General features: G+C 54.3%; 22 protein-coding genes. 11 read left to right on the plus strand and 11 right to left on the minus strand.

Annotation, left to right across the window (positions count from 1 at the left end; genetic code table 11):
• Positions 1-23: 23 nt before the first annotated feature.
• From NUS69_RS03790 to NUS69_RS03830, 9 genes are all read left to right on the plus strand, one after another.
• Positions 24-998 carry an archaeosine biosynthesis radical SAM protein RaSEA gene (locus tag NUS69_RS03790; RefSeq protein WP_258084503.1) on the plus strand — a complete coding sequence of 325 codons (975 nt, stop codon included), beginning with the start codon at positions 24-26 and terminating at the stop codon, positions 996-998.
• A gap of 150 nt (positions 999-1,148) precedes the next feature.
• A complete protein-coding gene (locus tag NUS69_RS03795; protein ID WP_258084921.1) occupies positions 1,149-1,418 on the plus strand; it encodes a 2-oxoglutarate ferredoxin oxidoreductase subunit delta in 270 nt (89 codons plus the stop codon).
• Between the two features lie 3 nt (positions 1,419-1,421).
• Positions 1,422-2,612, plus strand: a complete 1,191-nt coding sequence (locus tag NUS69_RS03800) for a 2-oxoacid:acceptor oxidoreductase subunit alpha (protein ID WP_258084504.1) — start codon at positions 1,422-1,424, stop codon at positions 2,610-2,612.
• Positions 2,612-3,466: a 2-oxoacid:ferredoxin oxidoreductase subunit beta gene (locus NUS69_RS03805; protein ID WP_258084505.1), complete on the plus strand. Its 855-nt coding sequence runs from the start codon at positions 2,612-2,614 to the stop codon at positions 3,464-3,466. Before NUS69_RS03800 ends, NUS69_RS03805 begins: the two co-directional genes overlap by 1 nt.
• 5 nt (positions 3,467-3,471) lie before the next feature.
• Complete coding sequence (locus NUS69_RS03810; protein WP_258084922.1) at positions 3,472-3,984, plus strand: 2-oxoacid:ferredoxin oxidoreductase subunit gamma; 513 nt, start codon at positions 3,472-3,474, stop codon at positions 3,982-3,984.
• Complete coding sequence (locus NUS69_RS03815) at positions 3,981-5,129, plus strand: 2-oxoacid:acceptor oxidoreductase subunit alpha (RefSeq protein ID WP_258084506.1); 1,149 nt, start codon at positions 3,981-3,983, stop codon at positions 5,127-5,129. The genes NUS69_RS03810 and NUS69_RS03815 overlap by 4 nt, the downstream gene beginning before the upstream one ends.
• Positions 5,130-5,975 carry a 2-oxoacid:ferredoxin oxidoreductase subunit beta gene (locus NUS69_RS03820; protein ID WP_258084507.1) on the plus strand — a complete coding sequence of 282 codons (846 nt, stop codon included), beginning with the start codon at positions 5,130-5,132 and terminating at the stop codon, positions 5,973-5,975.
• Positions 5,972-6,532: a 2-oxoacid:ferredoxin oxidoreductase subunit gamma gene (locus tag NUS69_RS03825; protein ID WP_258084508.1), complete on the plus strand. Its 561-nt coding sequence runs from the start codon at positions 5,972-5,974 to the stop codon at positions 6,530-6,532. Before NUS69_RS03820 ends, NUS69_RS03825 begins: the two co-directional genes overlap by 4 nt.
• 52 nt (positions 6,533-6,584) lie before the next feature.
• Complete coding sequence (locus tag NUS69_RS03830) at positions 6,585-7,055, plus strand: DUF192 domain-containing protein (RefSeq protein WP_258084509.1); 471 nt, start codon at positions 6,585-6,587, stop codon at positions 7,053-7,055.
• Between the two features lie 132 nt (positions 7,056-7,187).
• On the opposite strand, the gene NUS69_RS03835 is transcribed toward NUS69_RS03830, so the two are convergent.
• Genes NUS69_RS03835 through NUS69_RS03845 form a run of 3 tightly spaced genes read right to left on the minus strand, consistent with a single transcriptional unit; the run spans position 7,188 to position 8,213 of the window.
• The gene (locus NUS69_RS03835; protein ID WP_258084510.1) at positions 7,188-7,640 is read right to left on the minus strand and encodes a PIN domain-containing protein; all 453 of its coding nucleotides are present in this window, start codon (positions 7,638-7,640) and stop codon (positions 7,188-7,190) included.
• Entirely contained in the window at positions 7,637-7,828 is a 192-nt protein-coding gene (locus tag NUS69_RS03840; RefSeq protein ID WP_258084511.1) for a hypothetical protein, read from the minus strand. The genes NUS69_RS03835 and NUS69_RS03840 overlap by 4 nt, the downstream gene beginning before the upstream one ends.
• Positions 7,829-7,865: 37 nt before the next feature.
• Entirely contained in the window at positions 7,866-8,213 is a 348-nt protein-coding gene (locus NUS69_RS03845; protein WP_258084512.1) for a 6-pyruvoyl trahydropterin synthase family protein, read from the minus strand.
• Between the two features lie 177 nt (positions 8,214-8,390).
• Between NUS69_RS03845 and metG the strand changes: the two genes are divergently transcribed.
• The gene (gene metG / locus NUS69_RS03850; protein ID WP_258084923.1) at positions 8,391-10,619 is read left to right on the plus strand and encodes a methionine--tRNA ligase; all 2,229 of its coding nucleotides are present in this window, start codon (positions 8,391-8,393) and stop codon (positions 10,617-10,619) included.
• A 4-nt stretch (positions 10,620-10,623) separates the two neighbouring features.
• Here metG and NUS69_RS03855 read toward each other — a convergent pair whose 3' ends face one another.
• From NUS69_RS03855 to NUS69_RS03875, 5 genes are all read right to left on the minus strand, one after another.
• Positions 10,624-11,562, minus strand: a complete 939-nt coding sequence (locus tag NUS69_RS03855) for a helix-turn-helix transcriptional regulator (protein WP_258084513.1) — start codon at positions 11,560-11,562, stop codon at positions 10,624-10,626.
• A 56-nt stretch (positions 11,563-11,618) separates the two neighbouring features.
• Positions 11,619-12,890 carry a hypothetical protein gene (locus NUS69_RS03860; RefSeq protein WP_258084514.1) on the minus strand — a complete coding sequence of 424 codons (1,272 nt, stop codon included), beginning with the start codon at positions 12,888-12,890 and terminating at the stop codon, positions 11,619-11,621.
• A gap of 154 nt (positions 12,891-13,044) precedes the next feature.
• Positions 13,045-13,884 carry a helix-turn-helix transcriptional regulator gene (locus NUS69_RS03865; RefSeq protein WP_258084515.1) on the minus strand — a complete coding sequence of 280 codons (840 nt, stop codon included), beginning with the start codon at positions 13,882-13,884 and terminating at the stop codon, positions 13,045-13,047.
• A gap of 33 nt (positions 13,885-13,917) precedes the next feature.
• The gene (locus NUS69_RS03870; RefSeq protein WP_258084516.1) at positions 13,918-15,123 is read right to left on the minus strand and encodes a coiled-coil domain-containing protein; all 1,206 of its coding nucleotides are present in this window, start codon (positions 15,121-15,123) and stop codon (positions 13,918-13,920) included.
• A 261-nt stretch (positions 15,124-15,384) separates the two neighbouring features.
• Positions 15,385-16,116, minus strand: coding sequence for a sulfite exporter TauE/SafE family protein (locus NUS69_RS03875; RefSeq protein WP_258084517.1), 732 nt, complete (start codon positions 16,114-16,116; stop codon positions 15,385-15,387).
• 45 nt (positions 16,117-16,161) lie between these two features.
• On the opposite strand from NUS69_RS03875, the gene NUS69_RS03880 reads away from it, so the two are divergent.
• Complete coding sequence (locus NUS69_RS03880; RefSeq protein WP_258084518.1) at positions 16,162-16,722, plus strand: hypothetical protein; 561 nt, start codon at positions 16,162-16,164, stop codon at positions 16,720-16,722.
• Here the strand turns inward: NUS69_RS03880 and NUS69_RS03885 are convergent.
• The 3 genes from NUS69_RS03885 to NUS69_RS03895 are packed head-to-tail and all read right to left on the minus strand — an operon-like array spanning position 16,664 to position 18,099.
• Positions 16,664-17,428 carry a sulfite exporter TauE/SafE family protein gene (locus NUS69_RS03885; RefSeq protein WP_258084519.1) on the minus strand — a complete coding sequence of 255 codons (765 nt, stop codon included), beginning with the start codon at positions 17,426-17,428 and terminating at the stop codon, positions 16,664-16,666. The genes NUS69_RS03880 and NUS69_RS03885 overlap by 59 nt on opposite strands.
• A gap of 4 nt (positions 17,429-17,432) precedes the next feature.
• Positions 17,433-17,846 (minus strand): type II toxin-antitoxin system VapC family toxin, encoded by a 414-nt coding sequence (locus tag NUS69_RS03890; RefSeq protein ID WP_258084520.1) that lies wholly within the window; start codon positions 17,844-17,846, stop codon positions 17,433-17,435.
• Positions 17,836-18,099, minus strand: coding sequence for an AbrB/MazE/SpoVT family DNA-binding domain-containing protein (locus tag NUS69_RS03895; protein ID WP_258084521.1), 264 nt, complete (start codon positions 18,097-18,099; stop codon positions 17,836-17,838). The genes NUS69_RS03890 and NUS69_RS03895 overlap by 11 nt, the downstream gene beginning before the upstream one ends.
• Positions 18,100-18,123 lie beyond the last annotated feature (24 nt).

An 18,123-nucleotide genomic window follows, 5' to 3' on the forward strand; every position in this document is an offset into this window, starting at 1 on the left:
CCCAGCCGGGTTCAGGTGAGATAATGAGCTACTGGACGAGCGAGGACAACGTTGCCGGCAAGCCCGGAACGGCGCTGTTTATCATACTCCCGACTATTGGATGCTACCGCTTTAGAATAAACGAGGCCTGCTACATGTGCGCATATCCCACCGCCGCGCCGAAGGTCAGGTGGAGCCAGGAGGCCATAGTTGACTACGTGAGAGAGGCCCTTAAGAAAATCGAGGGTAAAGAAGAACCCTTTGCAGTCAGGATGTTCACCTCCGGTTCGTTCCTGGACAACGGAGAGCTCAAACCGGAGACGAGGAGAAAAATCTTTGAACTCCTCCGTGAGATGGACAACGTTAAGGAAATCGTCATCGAGAGCAGGAGCGAGCTGGTTCGCTACGATGCCGTGAAGGAGCTGGCCGAGATAGTTCCTGATAAGCACTTCGAAGTTGCCATAGGCCTTGAAACCGCCAACGACGATATAGCTGATGTTTCAATCAACAAGGGCAACACCTTCGAGGATTTTGTTAAGGCCGCGGAGATAACCCACGAAGCCGGAGCAAAGGTCAAAGCGTACCTCCTTCTAAAGCCGATATTACTGAGCGAGCGCGACGGCATAAATGACGTTAAGGAGAGCATAATCAAGGCAGAACCCTACACGGACACCTTCTCGATAAACATCACGGACATCCAGAAGGGGACGCTCTACGAGAGGCTCTGGGAGAAAAAGGAGTATCGTCCTCCGTGGCTCTGGAGTGCCGTTGAGGTCATTATCTGGGCGAAGAAGCGCTTCCCGAACAAGAGGATCCTGAGCGACCCGGTGGGGGCTGGCTCGAAGCGTGGGCCTCACAACTGCCTCACGGACTATGACAGGGTTATCGGAAGGGCTATAAAGAAGTTCTCGGCCACGCAGGACATCAGCCACATCGAGAGGCTCAAGCCGGAGTGCCGCGAGAGGTGGGAGTACATAGTTGAGAACGGCCTTCTCGACTGGCAGCTGGTGACGTGGTGAAGGTATTTCGTTTTTGAAGGAATTCTCATGTTTTCTTTTCGTGGGACTTATAACGCCTCTCGTGATTCTTTGATGCTCACTTATGGGCCTCCACGAAACCTTTAAATGTTGACAAACGTAAACGGGGTTAGCAAATCGCGGGTGATGCTTATGGCCGAAGATTCAAAAACCGTGGTCGAAAAGGTGGAGTACCTGGTCACCGGCAAGGCCGAGGGCGTTGTTGAGATCGATGTGGACACTTTTCTGTGCAAGGGCTGTGGCATCTGTCTTGAAATGTGCCCAAGGAAAGTCTTCGAATGGAGCAAGGAGCTGAGCGAGAAGGGTGTCCACTATCCGGTTCCGGTTAACGCCGAGAAGTGCGTCAAGTGTAAGCTCTGTGAGTTGCTCTGTCCTGACTTTGCTATAGCGGTAAGGTGGTGACTCATGATCATTCGTGGTGACGAGCCTGACCAGGTCAGGCTCATTAGAAAGCTCTACAAGCCGGGCAACTACTTTATGCAGGGCAACGAGGCGGTTGCCTACGGAGCAATATTTGCCGGTTGTCGCTTTTACGCCGGCTATCCGATAACCCCGTCCAGCGAGATAGCCGAAACGATGGCCAGGGAGCTTCCAAAGCTCGGTGGCTACTACCTCCAGATGGAAGACGAAATAGGAAGCATAGCGGCTATGATAGGCGCCTCCTGGACGGGTTTTAAGGTGATGACGGCAACGGCTGGGCCGGGCTTTTCGCTCATGCAGGAAAACCTCGGCTACGCTGTAATGACCGAAACACCGCTCGTTCTGGTCGACGTTCAGAGGAGTGGCCCGTCAACCGGCCAGGCCACGAAGGGTGCTCAGGGCGACTTCTTCCAGGCGAGGTGGGGAACGCACGGGGACCACCCAATCGTTGCCGTTTCTCCAACGAGCGGGCAGGATGCATTCTGGGAGACGATAAGGGCCTTTAACATCTCCGAAAGGCTGAGAACTCCGGTGGTGGTGCTCTTCGATGGAGTCCTCGCCCACACGAGGGAGCAGATAAAGATTCCAGACATCGAGGAGGTGGAGATAGCCTACCGCAAGCTTCCCAGGAATGAGGAGGAGGCTAAGCTCCCCTTCGGCGACCCCCACGGGGACGGCGTCCCGCCGATGCCTCTCTTCGGTCACGGCTACTTCACCCACGTCACCGGTTCAACACACAAGGAGAATGGACTTAGGGACGTCTACACGCCGGATGTTCATGAGAGGCTCGTGAGGAGAATCCACCGCAAGATTGAGAAGAACCGCGAGGTTTACGAGAAGTACGAGGAGCACTTCACCGAAGATGCTGAAATCCTCATCGTCAGCTGGGGGGTAACGGCCAGGCCTGCCCTCGGAGCGGTTCTCAAGGCCAGGGAGGAGGGAATAAACGTCGGCCTCTTCGTGCCCAAGACCGTCCACCCGTTCCCGGCGGAGAGGATGCGCGAGCTGGCAAAAAAAGCAAGGGCAATACTCGTCGCTGAGATGAACCTCGGACAGATGATAATAGAGGTCGAGCGCTACGTTAACGACGACGTCCTCCTCAAGGGCGTGAACAAAATCGGCGGCGTGCCTCTGACCGTTGAGGAAATTCTCCGCGAGATAAGGGGTGTTGCCTGATGGCGAAGAAGATATACTCCACGTATCCAATGGTTAAGTACCTCCGCAAGGAGGCCCTGCCAACGGCCCTCTGCCCCGGCTGTGGCGGTGGAACTGTTCTCAACGCATTTGCAAATGCGATTGACCAGCTCAAGCTCGACCCGAGGGATTTGGTCGTTGTCAGCGGAATAGGCTGTTCAGCGTGGATAGCCTCGCCGTACTTCCTCGCGGACACGCTCCACACGACCCACGGAAGGGCGATAGCCTTCGCGACCGGCGTCAAGGTCGGACTGCCGGACAAGAAGGTCGTTGTCATAAGCGGCGACGGCGACTTGGCGAGCATAGGAGGAAACCACCTCCTCCATGCAGCAAGGAGAAACATCGACATGACTGTCATCCTCGTCAACAACTTCATCTACGGGATGACGGGCGGACAGGTCGCTCCAACGACACCTTTCGGCGCAAAAACCACCACCAGCCCGTACAGAAACATAGAGCACCCGCTTCAGATCTCTGAGACTGTTGCTGCCGCCGGAGCGAGCTACGTTGCCCGCTGGACGACTGCCCACGTTTACCAGCTCATTGAGAGCATCAAGAAGGCTCTTCAGGTGAAGGGCTTCTCGCTCGTTGAGGTCATCTCCCAGTGTCCCGTCCAGTACGGAAGGAGGAACAGGATGAAGGAACCGGCCGAGATGCTCCGCTGGTTCCTCAAGAACAGCGTCCCCGTGAGCAAAGCCAAGAACATGTCCCCTGAGGAGCTTGAAGGCAAGTTCATCATCGGCGAGATAATCAACAGACAGAGGCCCGAGTTCACTGAAGAGCTGAACAAGCTTATTGATGAAGTCCAGGAGCACTTCGGCCTTAAGGGGGAGTGATGGTTATGCAGATTAGGTTCGCAGGCATAGGTGGTCAGGGTGTTGTGCTCGCGGGGGTAATACTCGGCGAGGCCGCCGCCATAGAGGGCCTGAACGTCGTCCAGACTCAGGACTACAGCTCGGCCAGCAGGGGCGGCCACTCGATAGCTGACGTCATCATCTCGAAGGAGCCGATTTACGATGTCATAGTCACTGAGGCGGACGTCCTGGTTGCCCTCGCCCAGCTCGGCTACGACACCGTAAAAGACGAGCTGAGAGAGGACGGATTGCTGATTATAGACACCGACCTGGTCAAACCTGAGGGGGACTACATCGGTGCACCCTTTACCCGGCTCGCCGAGGAGAGCACCGGCCTGGCACTCACCGTCAACATGGTAGCGCTTGGCTACCTCGTGGCGAAGACGGGAGTTGTGAAGAAGGAAAGCATCGAGGAGGCAATCCGGAGGCGCGTTCCGAGGGGGACGGAGGAGATAAACATCAAGGCGTTCACCGTGGGATATGAGGAGGGGTTGAAATGAGATACCCGTTTCCTGTTGGAAAGTCAGACTTCATTCAGGGTGATGAGGCGATAGCGAGGGCGGCCATCCTGGCCGGCTGCAGGTTCTATGCGGGCTATCCCATCACTCCCGCGAGTGAGATCTTCGAGGCGATGGCGCTCTACATGCCCCTCGTTGATGGGGTAAGCATACAGATGGAGGACGAGCTGGCGAGCATGGCTGCCATAATAGGCGCCTCATGGGCCGGTGCGAAGGCCATGACCGCAACGAGCGGGCCGGGATTCAGCCTCATGATGGAGAACCTCGGCTACGCGATAATGACTGAAACCCCGGTCGTTGTTGTTGATGTTCAGCGCGGAGGTCCGTCGACCGGACAGCCAACCCTTGCCGCCCAGGGCGACATAATGCAGGCCATCTGGGGAACTCACGGCGACCACTCGCTCATAGTCCTCAGTCCTTCAACCGTCCAGGAGGCCTTTGACTTCACGATAAGGGCCTTCAACCTGGCCGAGAAGTACAGGACGCCAGTGGTTCTGCTTACTGACGCTGAAATAGCCCACATGCGCGAGCGCGTTTACATTCCAAATCCCGGAGAGATAGAGATTATAGACCGCAAGCTACCTGCCAACGAGGAGGAGGCCAAGTATCCCTTCGGGGACATACACGGTGACGGTGTTCCGCCCATGCCGATATTTGGAAAGGGCTACCGCACGTACGTTACGGGTTTGACGCACGACGAGCGCGGAAGGCCCAGAACTGTCGATGCGGAGGTTCACGAGAAGCTGATAAAGAGGATAATTGGGAAGATAGAGAACAACAGGAGAGACATAATATCCTACCACACCTACGAGCTCGACGACGCGGAGATAGCGATAATAAGCACGGGCATAGTATCGCGCTCCGCCGTCAGGGCCGTCAAGATTCTCCGCGATAGGGGTGTTAAGGCAGGCCTCCTCAAGCTCAACACGATATGGCCCTTCGACTTTGACATGATTGAGGAGCTTGCCGAGCGCGTGAAGAAGATATACGTCCCGGAGATGAACCTCGGACAGCTCTACCACCTCGTCAAGGAAGGGGCGAACGGGAAAGCTGAGGTCGAGCTGATAGCGAAGATAGGCGGCGAGGTTCACACTCCGATGGAGATAGTCGAGAGGGTGGTGGGCTGAATGTACCTGAGATCCGCTTACGAGATTCGCGACAAGTACCTGAGAAAGGACATGCTTCCTACAATATTCTGTCCGGGCTGTGGAATAGGCTCAGCTTTACAGTACACGCTCCGCGCGATAGACGACTTAAAGCTAAACCCTGACGAGATAGTCTGGGTCAGCGGGATTGGCTGTTCCTCCCGTGTTCCTGGCTTCGTCAACTTCGACGGCCTCCACACGACCCACGGGAGGGCACTTGCCTTTGCCACCGGCATAAAGCTCGCAAACCCAAACCTCAAGATAATCGCCTTCATGGGTGACGGCGACGCGGCCGCCATAGGCGGGAACCACTTCATCCACGCCATCAGGAGAAACCTCGACGTAACGGTAATCCTCATCAACAACTTCACCTACGGAATGACCGGTGGACAGGTCGCACCTACCGCTCTGAAGGGCCTGCGCGGAACCACGGCGCCGTACGGCCAGTTTGAGAACCCCTTTGACATAGCTGACTTGGCCGTCTCAGCTGGGGCCAACTACGTGGCCAGGTGGAGCGTCTTCAACTACCTCCAGGGAATCAACAGCATCAAGAAGGCCCTGCAGAAGGAGGGCTTCACGCTCGTTGAGTTCCTCTCGCCGTGTCCGATAAGCTTCGGAAGGAGGAACAGGATGAAGACGGCTCCAGAGCTTCTCCGCTGGTACCAGAAGATAACCGTCCCGCTGGCGAAAGCCAAAAAGATGCCCCCTGAGGAGCTGGAAGGCAAGATAGTCATCGGCGAGTTCGTAGACAGGGACAGACCCGGTTTGGTTAGGGAGTACGAGGCCTACAAGAAGCGCGCCAAGAAGATGATGGGGTGGGAAGAATGAGGAGGGAGATACTCTTCAGCGGCTTCGGCGGCCAGGGAGTTATCTTGGCAAGCGTCATACTCGGAAGGGCGGCGGCGGTTTACGAGAACCTCTACGCGGTGCAGACGCAGGCCTACGGGCCGGAGTCGAGGGGAGGAGCGAGCAAGGCGGAGGTTGTGATAAGCGACGAGCCGATAGACTACCCCAAGACCCTCAAGCCGGACTGCGCGGTGTTTTTCTCCCAGGAGGCCTACAACAAGTACCTTCACACGGTGAGGGAGGGCGCCAGGATAATAGTCGAGGAGGACCTCGTTCCCCACAGGGATTTCGAGTTTGAGAAGAAGCTTGAGGTGCTCTCGCTTCCCCTCACGGAGATAGCCGAAGAAACCACCGGACTGAGCCTCACCATGAACATCCTCTCACTCGGAATCCTTACCGCGTGGACGGAGGTTGTGAGCAGGGAGGCTATAGAAAAAGCCGTTTTGGACGCCGTGCCGAAGGGGACGGAGGAGATAAACCTGAGGGCCCTACACAAGGGCTTTGAACTCGGACAGAAGGCCAAGGCCGGGGAACTTTGATCCCCCGCTTCTTTTCCCAAAAACTTATCAATCCGCATTCCCATCTTCTATCATGCTCATCAACGAGACCAAAGGCAGAACATGGCACGGGAGAGTCAAACTTGCCGACAGCTTCTTCAAACGGTTTAGAGGGTTAATGCTCATCAGGAACATCAACTATGCCCTGGTCTTCGTTCTTCCCGCCGAGACAAAGGCCAACGCCTCAATCCATATGTTCTTCATGCTGGGTGATATCGACGTCATCTGGCTTGACTCATCGAGGAGAGTCGTCGACTTCAAGACTGCCAAGAAGTGGCGGCTCTACACCCCCAAAAAAGCCGCGAAGTACATAATCGAGGGGCCGGTTGGGATAACGAGGGTTCTTGAGGTCGAAGAGGGAGACATAATAAACTGGACACCGAGCGAAGAGAATGAAAAGGCCGTGCCGGTGAAGGTGTCCCTGCCGGAGAAGATTTCCTTCGAGGCGTCCAACGGTGTCGTAATGGCCGAGAGCGTTAAGGAGGTTAAGGCCGAGTCACGGTAGGGCCGGTGCCGTGGGGTTCTTTTCATACCTACTGAGCATAAAACAAGAAAAGGCTTGCAGTTCATCTGGTCTTCATCAGGGCGACTAATTTCCCAACGAGTTTTTAATTCTTTTTAGAGTTATATAGCCACTCTATCTCCAGAACCCCTCCGGAGCGAGTTTGATGATGTCCTTCACAGCGTCAAAGTCCTCGTCGAGGGTGGCGAGCCTGTCACAGTTGTATTCTAAGGCAGTGGCGAGGATTCTGGCGTCGTGGGGCATCAGACCAAATTCTCTAACGTGATAGGCGATTTTTGTCCAGTTTGAAGAATCTGGCACGATTACAACGTTTTGAGCGCTGAGAAAACCCAGTATTCCGCTCAAATATTTAACTGCCATTTTTCTAGACTCATAACTGTTTTTGAGCATTTTCTTTATTTTCCACGGGGATCCTGTGTCTCTCTTGAGAAGTGCAAACCAAACCTCATCCACCACGAGCTCCGAAGTTACCCTTGGTTCTTCAGCTTTGAATATTTCGGCGGCATATTCCGTGAGTTCAGTCACTACGAGCGCATTATACAGAACGCTTGAGTCTATAAAAATCACTGCTCGTACACCTCAAGCTTTGCCTTAAAGAAATCCTCCGCTTTCCCCTTTCCAAACATTCCAATACGGGCGGTTTTTTTGGCCTCCTCCACCATCATCAAGAACTCCTCTTCAGCCAGCAGTTCCCTTAGGAGCCTTTCTTTGAGGGATGAAAGGGAGTTCTCAGCAACGTTCTCCATTACACTCACCAAGGGGTTCTTTGGGATGCATGAATAAAAACGTTTCTCAAAACTCAAACTCAACCCCGTTCTCGTCCCCTTCCCATAGCACAACGCGCTGGAGCCTGACCCCTTCGGGGAGCCTCTTCTTGAGTTCTCCCGCTATCCAGAGGGCAACGTTCTCAGTCGTGGGGTTCTCAAAGAGCGTGTTTAGATTCCTGTGGTCGAGCTTTCCGATGATCTCATTCACTATTCTCCTCAGCTCAAGGAAGTCCATCACGTAGCCCCTCTTTAGTTCCCCTTCGACGGTCACCTCAAGCCTGAATGTGTGGCCGTGTGTCTCCTCAGGCTTTCCATCTATGATGACGGCATGGGCGGCCTCGAACTTGAAGCGCTCGACGATGCGGGACTTCATTTTACTCACCTTGACTTTCTTACCATCCAAACCCAAATTAGCGCCAACGCCTAAAACCTTTGGGGATCGGTTTATGTATAACTCAACATATTTTTGTCATTTAAAAATAACCCACCGTAATGTTTAAAACCCGCAGGCCTTATAAGGGGCTAAACCCATTGCCGGACGGTGGTTAAAATGGTCAGGTACATGGTAACCTCTGCCCTCCCTTACGCTAACGGGCCGATTCACGCGGGACACCTGGCAGGAGCGTACCTCCCAGCGGACATCTTCGTCCGTTATCTGAGGCTCAAGGGAGAGGAAGTGCTCTTCGTCTGTGGAACCGATGAACACGGCACACCAATAACCTTCCGCGCGCTCAAGGAGAACAGGAGCGCGAGAGAAATCGTCGACGAGTTCCACGAGCACATAAAGACGACCTTCGAGAGGGCCAAGATAAGCTTCGACTACTTTGGAAGAACCGAGCTTCCGGTTCACTACCGGGTAAGCCAGGAGTTCTTCCTAAGGGCACTTGAGAACGGACATCTCGTCAAGAAGGTCACCAAGCAGGCCTACTGCGAGCACGACAAGATGTTCCTGCCGGACAGATACGTCATAGGCACGTGCCCCTACTGCGGCGCCGAGAACCAGCGCGGCGACCAGTGTGAGGTCTGCGGCCACCCCCTGACACCGGAGAAGCTCATCAATCCGCGCTGCAACATCTGCGGCAACCCGATAACATTCAAGGATTCGGCCCACTACTACATCCGGATGCAGGACTTCGAGGAAAGACTGAGGGAGTGGGTCGAGGGTCAAAAACACTGGAAGCCCAACGTCAGGAACACCGTACTCGGCTGGATAAGGGAGGGCCTCGAAGAGAGAGCTATAACGCGCGATCTCGACTGGGGAATCCCAGTCCCGCTCGACGACGAGGACGTTAAAGGAAAGGTGCTCTACGTCTGGTTCGAGGCGCCCATAGGCTACATCAGCATCACCATCGAGCACCTGAAGAGAGAGGGACAAGAGAACGAGTGGAAGAAGTTCTGGCTCAACCTCGACGGTGAGACGAAAGTTATACACTTCATCGGCAAGGACAACGTGCCCTTCCACGCCATATTCTGGCCGGCCTTCCTGATGGCCTACGGCAAGTATAAAGACGAAGAAACCGAGGCCGAGTGGCTTCTCCCCTACGACATTCCCGCCAACGAGTACCTCAACCTTGAGGGCAAGAAGTTCTCCACCAGCAGGAACTGGGCGATATGGGTTCACGAGTTCCTCGATGCTTTCCCAGCGGACTACCTCCGCTACTATCTCACCGCCATAATGCCCGAAACGAGGGACAGCGACTTCAGCTTTGCCGACTTCAAGAGCAAGATAAACGAGGAGCTGGTCAACAACCTCGGAAACTTCGTCCACAGGGCGATGACCTTCGCCAACCGCTACTTCGATGGGGCTGTTCCCGAGAGAGGCGAGCTAGACGACCTCGATAGGCAGGCCTTTGAGGAGATTGAGAGGGTCTTCGAGGAGACCGGAAAGCTGATAGCTCAATACAAGTTCAAGGACGCGTTAAAGAGGGTCATGGAGCTGGCAATCTTCGGCAACCGCTACTTCGACTATCAGAAGCCGTGGAAGACAGCCAAAACAGACCCCGTGAGGACTGCAACCACCGTGAACATATCCCTCCAGATAGTCAAGGCCCTCGGAATCCTGCTTGAGCCGTTCCTTCCAGATGCCAGCGAGAAGATATGGCACCTCCTCAACCTTGAGGAGCTCAAGCGCTGGGAGTTCACCGAAATTCCGGCCGGACACAGGGTTAGAAAGGCCACCCCGATGTTCAAGAAGGTAACCGACGAGGACATTATCTACTTCATCGTGAACTACATAGCACAGGGCAACCCCGAGAGCGCCAAACTGCTCCTTGACAAGTACTACAAGCGGGACGACGTTGTGAAGGTTGCACTCGAACGCTTCAATAACAGGGATGAGGCGGTGGCAATCCTCAAGAGCATCTACGGGGATGAGCTGGGGGTTAAAACTGAAAAGCCCGGGAAGGCCTCGAAGAAGGAGAAGGTGAAGAAAAAGGAGAAAGGTGGTGAGAGCGTGGGATACGTAAGCTTTGACGACTTCATGAAGCTCGACCTGAGGGTTGGAAAGATAATCGAGGTCAAAGACCACCCGAACGCCGACAGGCTCTACGTGGTCAAGGTTGATCTGGGCGACGAGGTCAGACAGCTCGTCGCTGGTTTGAAGAAGTACTACAAGCCGGAAGAGCTGCTCAACCACTACGTCGTCATCATAGCGAACCTTGAACCCAAGAAGCTCAGGGGAGTAGAGAGCCAGGGAATGCTTCTCGCTGCTGACGACGGCGAGAACGTGGCTTTGCTCATGCCAGATAAAGAAATAAAGCTGGGTGCGAGAATAAGGTGAGGGCTCAAAGTTTGAGCTCCACCCAGTTCTCTCTCTTCTTCTTGTAGACCCTTACCAGCCCCTGCTTTTCAAGGCGCTGGAACATCCTCCAGGCGGTCGTCTTAGGAATCCCCAGCATCTCCCTAACTTCAGCCTGTTTGGCCTTCCCGCCCCGATCAAACAGGTAGAGCAGGGCTTTCTCCTCGTCCTTCGTCAGTTCGTACTCCCTGAGGCGTCTCTCGAAGTCCTCCCTGCTGATGCCGATGGCTTTTTCTTCTCCCCCGCGCCTCATGTAGAGGAAGCTCCCGCCGGCAGCGAGTGCTAGAAGGGCCAGGACACCGACCATCGTCCAGTTTGTAGAACCCTCACCTGAAGAGGGAGATGAAGAGCCCGGATTGGATGGCACCGTTGAGTTGGAGGGCTCGGTAGTCGTTCCTGAGGCTGAGGTTGGGGCCGTTGGGGCCCCCGTTCCCGCTGGTCTGTACTGGATAACGTAGGAGACGCTCTGATTGCCGGCTGGCATTAGTATCGAGTTCCCATTTATCTCAAGTGGTATGTCCGTGAGGTCGACTATGACAGCGTTATCCGGAAACGTGATTTTAACTGGGACGGTTGAGCTGAAACTAAGGGTCCATATGGCACCGTTTTTTGCGGTCAGGTCTGGGGTGTAATAGGTTACCCTAACCCCAGTGGCGTTTTCAAAATACACAACAAGAGTGGAGCCGTTTATCTCATACGGCAGGGGTTTTCCGTTTTCATCGATGACGGTCAGCCCCTCAACGTTGGTAGCGAGGAGCGGGACGGAAAAGCTGACCGTGTAGTTCTCGGGAACGATGACCTCAACTACCTTAACGTACCCGTCGGAGTAGACCGTAAGGCTGAGGGATTCGACGGAGTACTGCCCGCTTACGAGGGGCAGGATCATGAGCGCAATTGCGAGCACCATCACTGCTTTGCTCCTCATCACAGCACCTCCAGAAGTTAAGAAATCCTCCTTAAAAAGATATTAGAAGGGGAGGTTCACTCGCCATCCTCCGACTCGTCTTCACCGTTGTGTTCCTCGCCCCCGTTGCCATCCTCAGAGTCCTCATGCTGACCGTTGTCCTCATCGGGGGAATCCTGCTCCTCATAGTCCCCATTCTGGTCATCTTCGCTCTCATCACCGGTGTATTCGTCCTTGTGCTCGTCCTTCTCCTTGTGGTCATCCTCGTATTCATCCCCGTGCTCCTTCTCCTTGTGCTCTTTCTCTTCCTTGTACTCCTTTTCTATCTCTTTGGTGTCCTCGATTATCTCCTTCAGCTCCTCGTTGATGTCGTGGAGCATGTCAAGTGCCTCCTCGTACTGGCCGCTCTCAACAAGGGCGTTAAACTGCTCGTACATGGTCTGGAGCTCCATGAGGTTCTCCTGGAGGTAGGTGGCGTTTATCGTGGAGTTCTGGATCATGGCCATTAGCTCCTGCATGAGCTTCATCTGCTCCTGGAGCTTCTCCATGAAGGCCTGGCTTATCTCATCGGCCTTTGCGCTGACTATCTGCTCCTGGAGCTTCTCAACGGCATCCTCAAGCTTGTCCATGAGCTCTTCCGCATACTCAAGGTCTGCCTTGAGCGCTGTGACGTTGCCGCTGGCAAGGTCCTGGGCGACGACCATATAAGCCGCTTTAGTCTCATTGTAAAGCTCCATGACATAGGTGACGTTTAGGCCCTCTGCTTTGGCCTCCGCGATAACTTTCTCCACGTAGGGGAAGTACTCACTGGCTCTCTGGAGCTCCTCCTTGGCGTCCATTATTGTCTCATAGTACTCGTGCTCTTCCTCCATTTTCTTCTCCTTGTGCTCCTCGTAGTAGTCGGTGAGCTCCTCGATGACCTCCTTGTAGAGGTAGAGGGCATTCATGGAGGCGTTTATGCTCTCGCTGTAGTTGCCCGCGTTGTAAAGCTCCCACGCCTGGGCACGGGCTGCTTCAGCCTGAGAGTAGAGGTCGAGGGTGTAGTTGGAGATCGTGACGTTGCTCGCATTGAGCTCGGCCATCAGGCTGGCGGTGTAGTTGGCGACCTTATCCAGTATTACAAGCAGATTGTACGCCTGAATAGCGCTCGTGTTCGTTGTATTGGTGACGTTGGTCATGTTAACAGGGGTGGTGTTGGTCACGTTCGTGGAGTTAACCGGCAGGGTCTGGTTGCTCACTGCGGTTGTGTTGGTTGCCGTGGCGTTTACGCTGGCCGCCCATGCAGCGGTGCTGAGCGGTATCAGTGCCCCTATGAAGAGCACCAGCAGTGTTTTCATACCAATCTTCATGGTTCTCACCTGATGTTATGTAGGTGTCCACACGTATATTAGGAACCCGCCGGACTTTGCTCGTTTCAGAACGTTCCTCCGAGTTTCTCTTTCACAAAAAAGCATTTAAGAAGATGAAAAAGAGGGTTGAAGGTTTTATCTGCCCTTATAAAGCCTAAAACCTAAGCTCCACCCAGTTTTCCTTCCTGCCCTTAAGAACCTTCACCAGCCCCTTCCGCTCAAGGCGCTTGAACATCCTCCATGCGGTGGTTTTGGGCAGGCCTATCGCTTCACGAACCTCCGCCTGACTGGCCTTTCCACCCTTGTCAAAGATGTATAGTAGCGCGCGTTTCTCTTCCTCGTTGAGGTCGAGGTTCTCAAGCCTGGCCTGGAACTCCTCACGGCTTGGCATTGATTTTCCTCCGCCTTTCATTCTCCAGAGGGCGTAGGCTAAACCCCCGACCACACCGAGACCCACTAAGATTGGCAGATACTCCGAACTCCCCGTTCCACCCCCGTTGTCGGTCCCTCTTCCGCTGAGCGTGTAAGAAACGCTCTGGTTTCCGGGGGGCATGGTTATCGAGTTCCCGGCTATCTCAAGCGGTATGTCGCTCAGGTCAACCACTATGGCGTTTTCGGGCAGCACAACTGTAAAGGAATTGTTGGTCGCGATGTTAAGCGTCCACACCATGCCCTGCTTCACGGTCAGATCGGGAGTATAGTACGAAACTCTGACCAGATCCGCCTCCCCGGAATATATGAGAAGGCTTCCGTTCTCAAGCCTGAAGTTGAGGGGATTTCCGTTCCCGTCCTCAACGATGACGTTCTCGTAATGGTTGCCAAGGAGGGGGAGTTCAATCTGGGATGAATACTCCGCGGGCAGGATTTCGTATTCAACCTTGACGTAGCCGTCATTGTAAACCGTCAAAACCAGGGAGGAGACGGTATAGGAACTAACCCCTGGAAGGAGGATGAGCGTTATCATCATGAGGATTGGGACCCATTTGAGTCTCATTTAAGCATCCCTCCATAAACTAAAAAGGAAAGGTCAGGAGTGGGCGAGTATGAACTCGTCTACCCTGTGGAGCATGTCCAGGGCTATTGCGAAGTGGGCCTTGGCTTGGAGGGGTTTCTTCGCTTTTAGAAGCTCGACGCCTATCCTGAGCTCCTGGGAGGCCACTTTCAGCTGAACCTCTGCCCGGGTGGTGTCGACGCCCCTGCTCTTGAGCTCGCGGAGCGCTTTCTCGTCCTTTTGAATCCTGTCGTTCATCTCCCTGAGGAAAGCGCGGATGTCCTTCAGCTTTTCATCGAGCTCCCTCTCGCGAACCTTCCTGAGTACGAACTCAACAGCCCTGTGGAACTCAATTATTGTTTCCCTGTTGTCTTTCATGACTGCGAGGGCGTCCTCCCACTTGCCCTCGTCGGCAAGAGCCTTGACCTGACTGTAAACCTCCGAGAAGGCATCGAGCCTCTCTTGGAGCTCCGTCACGTTGTAGCCGTTCCCCTCCCCGACCTCGATTGCCTTCTGAGCTATCTCCATTCCCTTCTCACCCTTGATCAGGAAGTCCTTGACGATCTTATCGGCGTTGGCATAGGCGAGCTCCTCGCGGACCTTTCTCAGCTCCCTGTCAAGAAGGGCCTTCTTCTCCTTGGCGACTTCATAGTCTGCCTTCGCCTTTTCGTAGTCCCCGGCCTTAAGGTCATCGAGCACAACTTTGTAGGCATCCTTGGTCTCGTTGTAAAGTGCGGTGAGGTTGCTCACGTCTATCCCCTGGTTCTCCGCCAGCCTTATGGTCTTTTCAACGAACCTGAAGTACTCACTGAGCCGCTCGATTTCCATTTTGATGCGTTCCCTTACATCCTGGACCTTCTCTCTGCCCTCCTTGAGAGCAGAGAGGGCAACCTTGTAGTGGTGCATCGCAGTGAGGCTGTCGAGTATCGAACTGTAGTAGTCGCCGGCCTCGTATTCGCTCACCGCCTTTTCCTTGTAGTCCTCAGCGAGCTCATAGTGGGTTAGTATAGTCGAGTTCTCGGGCAGCTTGTCCTTTATAGGTTCTATCTTGTCTTCGGCGAACTTGCTCAGCCTCTGAAGCTGATCGATCAGTTGACCCGCTATCACCATCTCCCTGGTGCTGTTGTCGAGGACTCCTGTGTACGACCCCGTGGTGTTGTTGCTCTCTGCCAGTCCCAGGGGTATCACACTTCCAACCAGCAATATTGCCAGGGCCAGTGCAAAGCCCTTCATCCCCTTCATGGGCATCACCGATGAACGCTACGCCCCAAACCTATTTGAGGACTCCGACGGAACGAACGTTTCAGAGCGTTCCATTCTCTTTAATCGGTGTTGAGAGATAAGTTACAGGGCATACATAATTTCAGTGGCCTTAAAATACAATATTCAGTTGCGTGTTTGCTTTTTCATACCCGGCCACATAGTTGTGCCCGTGCATCCCTTGAAATCCCGCCTCCGGTTTTCCCTGTTCTGTATTCGGTGAGGTGTTAATAAACATGTGCCCTAAAGGAGCATTTTGATTGCTACGACCACCAAAATAGCGGAAAATGCCTTTCGAAGGTGCCGCGGGTGAGCCCTGTGAACCAGAAGGGCCCCAATTCTGGCCCCCACAAGAAGACCAGGTGCAAGAAGAAGAGCCGTATGCAAGTCAACCTGCCCGAGGCGGTAGTGGCCGAAAGAGGCCGCAAGAGCGGTGAAAAAAAGGGCCAGGCTGGAGGTGCCAACGGCATATTTCATGGGTATCCTTACATAGGCATGGAAAAGGGGGACGTTCAAAATGCCTCCACTGATGCCCAGCAGTCCAGAAATCAAGCCCGAGAGAATTCCCACTGCTGAAATTCGGAGGGTTTTGAGTTCTCCCCCCTCAAGGTCGGTAGTGGTTTCGTCCCGCCACATCTTAAACGAGAGGTAGAGGAGGAGCAGTATGAACATGGACTTGAGAATATCTTCGGGGAGCAGTGAGGAGGCGTAAGCACCCACTAAGGCAGCGGGCACCGAAAATACCTCTTTAATGGCCACAACACGGTAGAGAACAGTTCCCCGCCTTATATGGGTGGCCGCCGCGGAGAGGGAGCTGAGGACTATGCAGGCTAAACTCGTCCCGATGGCCACGTGTATCGGCAGGCCCAGTATCGTCAGGGCGGGGACTATGAGGAATCCCCCGCCGACCCCGAAGAGACCGGCTATTAGGCCTATGCCGATGCCGAGCAGGAAATCGAGGAAGTATTCCAGCATGGGAACTCTTTTTAGGGATGGCGTTAAAAATTCTCCGGTGATGGGGTGAAGGCCGCAGAGCTCAGGTTCTGGCTCATGGTAACGCTCGCCTTCGTCCTGACCCAGCCCGGTGCGATAGCCTTCGCCAACTGGGACGCACCCTACGGCCTCTACAAGGACCTCTCGGTGTGGATGAGCTGTGCGGCGGCAGGATTGGTGCTGGTGCTCGCTTACGGCCTGTATGGGTGGAGAAATGGAGAGCTGAGTCTTTTGGACCCTATTCTGGCTGGAGGCGTCCTCATCCTAACAGCCTTAATCGGCTACCGTGCCGAGCTTGCCCTCGGGGGCGAAATGGGCTATGGAAGCGGGAACTTCCTGGGGTTCCTGATAGGAGGATTCATCGGACTGGTTCTCAGCCTCATGCTTCTGCCGGCTTCCCTCCTTTACGCGCTCACCGGCGACCTCTACTACTCCCATGACCGTCCCCTAACGATTGCTTGGGTATCGATGGTGATAATTGCCATAGCTCTGATGGCCGCATACATAAAAGCAAGAAAAGAAGAGAAGCTCATGGAACCGGAAGGCCGAGACCCTTCAGTATCATCCTCAGGGCAAGGAGGGCCATGACAACGGCGAAGGCCTTTTTTAGGGAAGATGCCCTCGTCCGCTTCGCTATCCTCGCACCGAGTTGGGCACCGATTATGAGGCCCGGAACGAGGAGAACCAGCCACTGCGTTTCAACGTTGCCCATGGCGTAGTGTTTGAGCGCTCCAGCGGTTGCGGTGAAGACTATCGCAAAGCTTGAGGTAGCGACCGCGTAGTGTATCGGCAGGCCGAGGTACGTTAAAAACGGCACGTTGATTATTCCCCCGCCAACGCCAAGGAGGCCGCTGGCAATTCCGGCAAAGAACCCACCTATGGGGACGAGCTTGTAGTTGACCTCAACTTCCTCAAGCTTAACTTCGCTCGGCTCGGCAGTCTTCTTCCTGTATATCCTGATGGCCACTACAACGAGGGCCGCGCCGAAGATGACCTTCAGCTGGCCGGCGCTTATAAAGGAGGTCATCCACGCACCGATGTATGCTCCTATTACGGCCGTTGAGGCCAAAAGGAGGCCGACTTTATAGTGTATTCTCTTCTGCCTTGAGTATGCTATCGCCGAGCTGAGGGAGGTAAAGACAACGGCCGCACTGGAAGTTCCGACGGCGTGGTGTATCTCAACGCCGAGGAAGTTGAGTGTAGGGACTATCAGGAACCCTCCTCCAAGGCCAAAGAGGGCCGCGAGGATGCCTATGAAGACTCCGACCGCGAAGTAGCCGAGGTATTTCAGCACTCAATCACCTCCTTAGAATCCTTCGTATTGCTTCGCTTATGCTCCACATATCAATCAGACCTTCTTCGGCCACCTTCTCAAAATGCCTATCATTGGTTATCAATACTGCCCCCGTTTTCATACAGGTGGCCGCGTGCACCGCATCAGCGATCTGAGTGGGAGGAAAGTAGGGAAGGAGACGAAGCACCTCTTCTCGGCTGGGATTAACTATTTCCATTCTGAGCCTCAGGAACTCGTAGAAATCCCGGGCATTGAGCCTCTCCGCATATTTCCGATACTCGGCCAGCAGGACGTCGTTTCCAATAACCCCGTATTTATCATCGGATAAAATATGGAGCAGGAGCTCCGTGGTGTCCGTCCAGCCCTTTTTCACCGCGGCTATGAACACGTTTGTGTCCAGGAGAAATTTAGAGGCCATAGAGCTCTTTCGCAACCCTATTCCCCTCTTTCTCGGTTTCTTCCTTTAGTTCGTGGAGATTGATGCCTTTGGCGTTCTTTATCATTTCTTCAAGCATCTTCCTGACGTCGAAGCGTTTCATGACTATCGTATCCTCATCTATCTCGGTTATCAGGAACTCTTCTCCGGGCTTTATGCCCATCCTTTTTCTGATATCCTTCGGAATGACCACCCTGCCCTTGGTGTCGACCTTAGTCAGTCCCACTTTTCCCACCAATCCCACATATGCATCAGGAAT

Source organism: Thermococcus thermotolerans (genome assembly GCF_024707485.1).
In the GTDB taxonomy this organism is placed as follows: Archaea; Methanobacteriota_B; Thermococci; order Thermococcales; family Thermococcaceae; genus Thermococcus; species Thermococcus thermotolerans.

Bases quoted from the DNA above. Each gene is read 5' to 3' on its own strand.
- NUS69_RS03830 (WP_258084509.1), top strand. From the start codon at position 6,585: ATGCTCATCAACGAGACCAAAGGCAGAACATGGCACGGGAGAGTCAAA.
- NUS69_RS03815 (WP_258084506.1), top strand. From the start codon at position 3,981: ATGAGATACCCGTTTCCTGTTGGAAAGTCAGACTTCATTCAGGGTGAT.
- NUS69_RS03810 (WP_258084922.1), top strand. From the start codon at position 3,472: ATGCAGATTAGGTTCGCAGGCATAGGTGGTCAGGGTGTTGTGCTCGCG.
- NUS69_RS03875 (WP_258084517.1), bottom strand. From the start codon at position 16,116: ATGCTGGAATACTTCCTCGATTTCCTGCTCGGCATCGGCATAGGCCTA.
- NUS69_RS03860 (WP_258084514.1), bottom strand. From the start codon at position 12,890: ATGAAGATTGGTATGAAAACACTGCTGGTGCTCTTCATAGGGGCACTG.
- NUS69_RS03800 (WP_258084504.1), top strand. From the start codon at position 1,422: ATGATCATTCGTGGTGACGAGCCTGACCAGGTCAGGCTCATTAGAAAG.
- NUS69_RS03855 (WP_258084513.1), bottom strand. From the start codon at position 11,562: ATGAGGAGCAAAGCAGTGATGGTGCTCGCAATTGCGCTCATGATCCTG.
- NUS69_RS03795 (WP_258084921.1), top strand. From the start codon at position 1,149: ATGGCCGAAGATTCAAAAACCGTGGTCGAAAAGGTGGAGTACCTGGTC.
- NUS69_RS03890 (WP_258084520.1), bottom strand. From the start codon at position 17,846: ATGGCCTCTAAATTTCTCCTGGACACAAACGTGTTCATAGCCGCGGTG.
- NUS69_RS03805 (WP_258084505.1), top strand. From the start codon at position 2,612: ATGGCGAAGAAGATATACTCCACGTATCCAATGGTTAAGTACCTCCGC.
- NUS69_RS03820 (WP_258084507.1), top strand. From the start codon at position 5,130: ATGTACCTGAGATCCGCTTACGAGATTCGCGACAAGTACCTGAGAAAG.
- NUS69_RS03845 (WP_258084512.1), bottom strand. From the start codon at position 8,213: ATGAAGTCCCGCATCGTCGAGCGCTTCAAGTTCGAGGCCGCCCATGCC.
- NUS69_RS03870 (WP_258084516.1), bottom strand. From the start codon at position 15,123: ATGAAGGGGATGAAGGGCTTTGCACTGGCCCTGGCAATATTGCTGGTT.
- NUS69_RS03865 (WP_258084515.1), bottom strand. From the start codon at position 13,884: ATGAGACTCAAATGGGTCCCAATCCTCATGATGATAACGCTCATCCTC.
- metG (WP_258084923.1), top strand. From the start codon at position 8,391: ATGGTCAGGTACATGGTAACCTCTGCCCTCCCTTACGCTAACGGGCCG.
- NUS69_RS03825 (WP_258084508.1), top strand. From the start codon at position 5,972: ATGAGGAGGGAGATACTCTTCAGCGGCTTCGGCGGCCAGGGAGTTATC.
- NUS69_RS03790 (WP_258084503.1), top strand. From the start codon at position 24: ATGAGCTACTGGACGAGCGAGGACAACGTTGCCGGCAAGCCCGGAACG.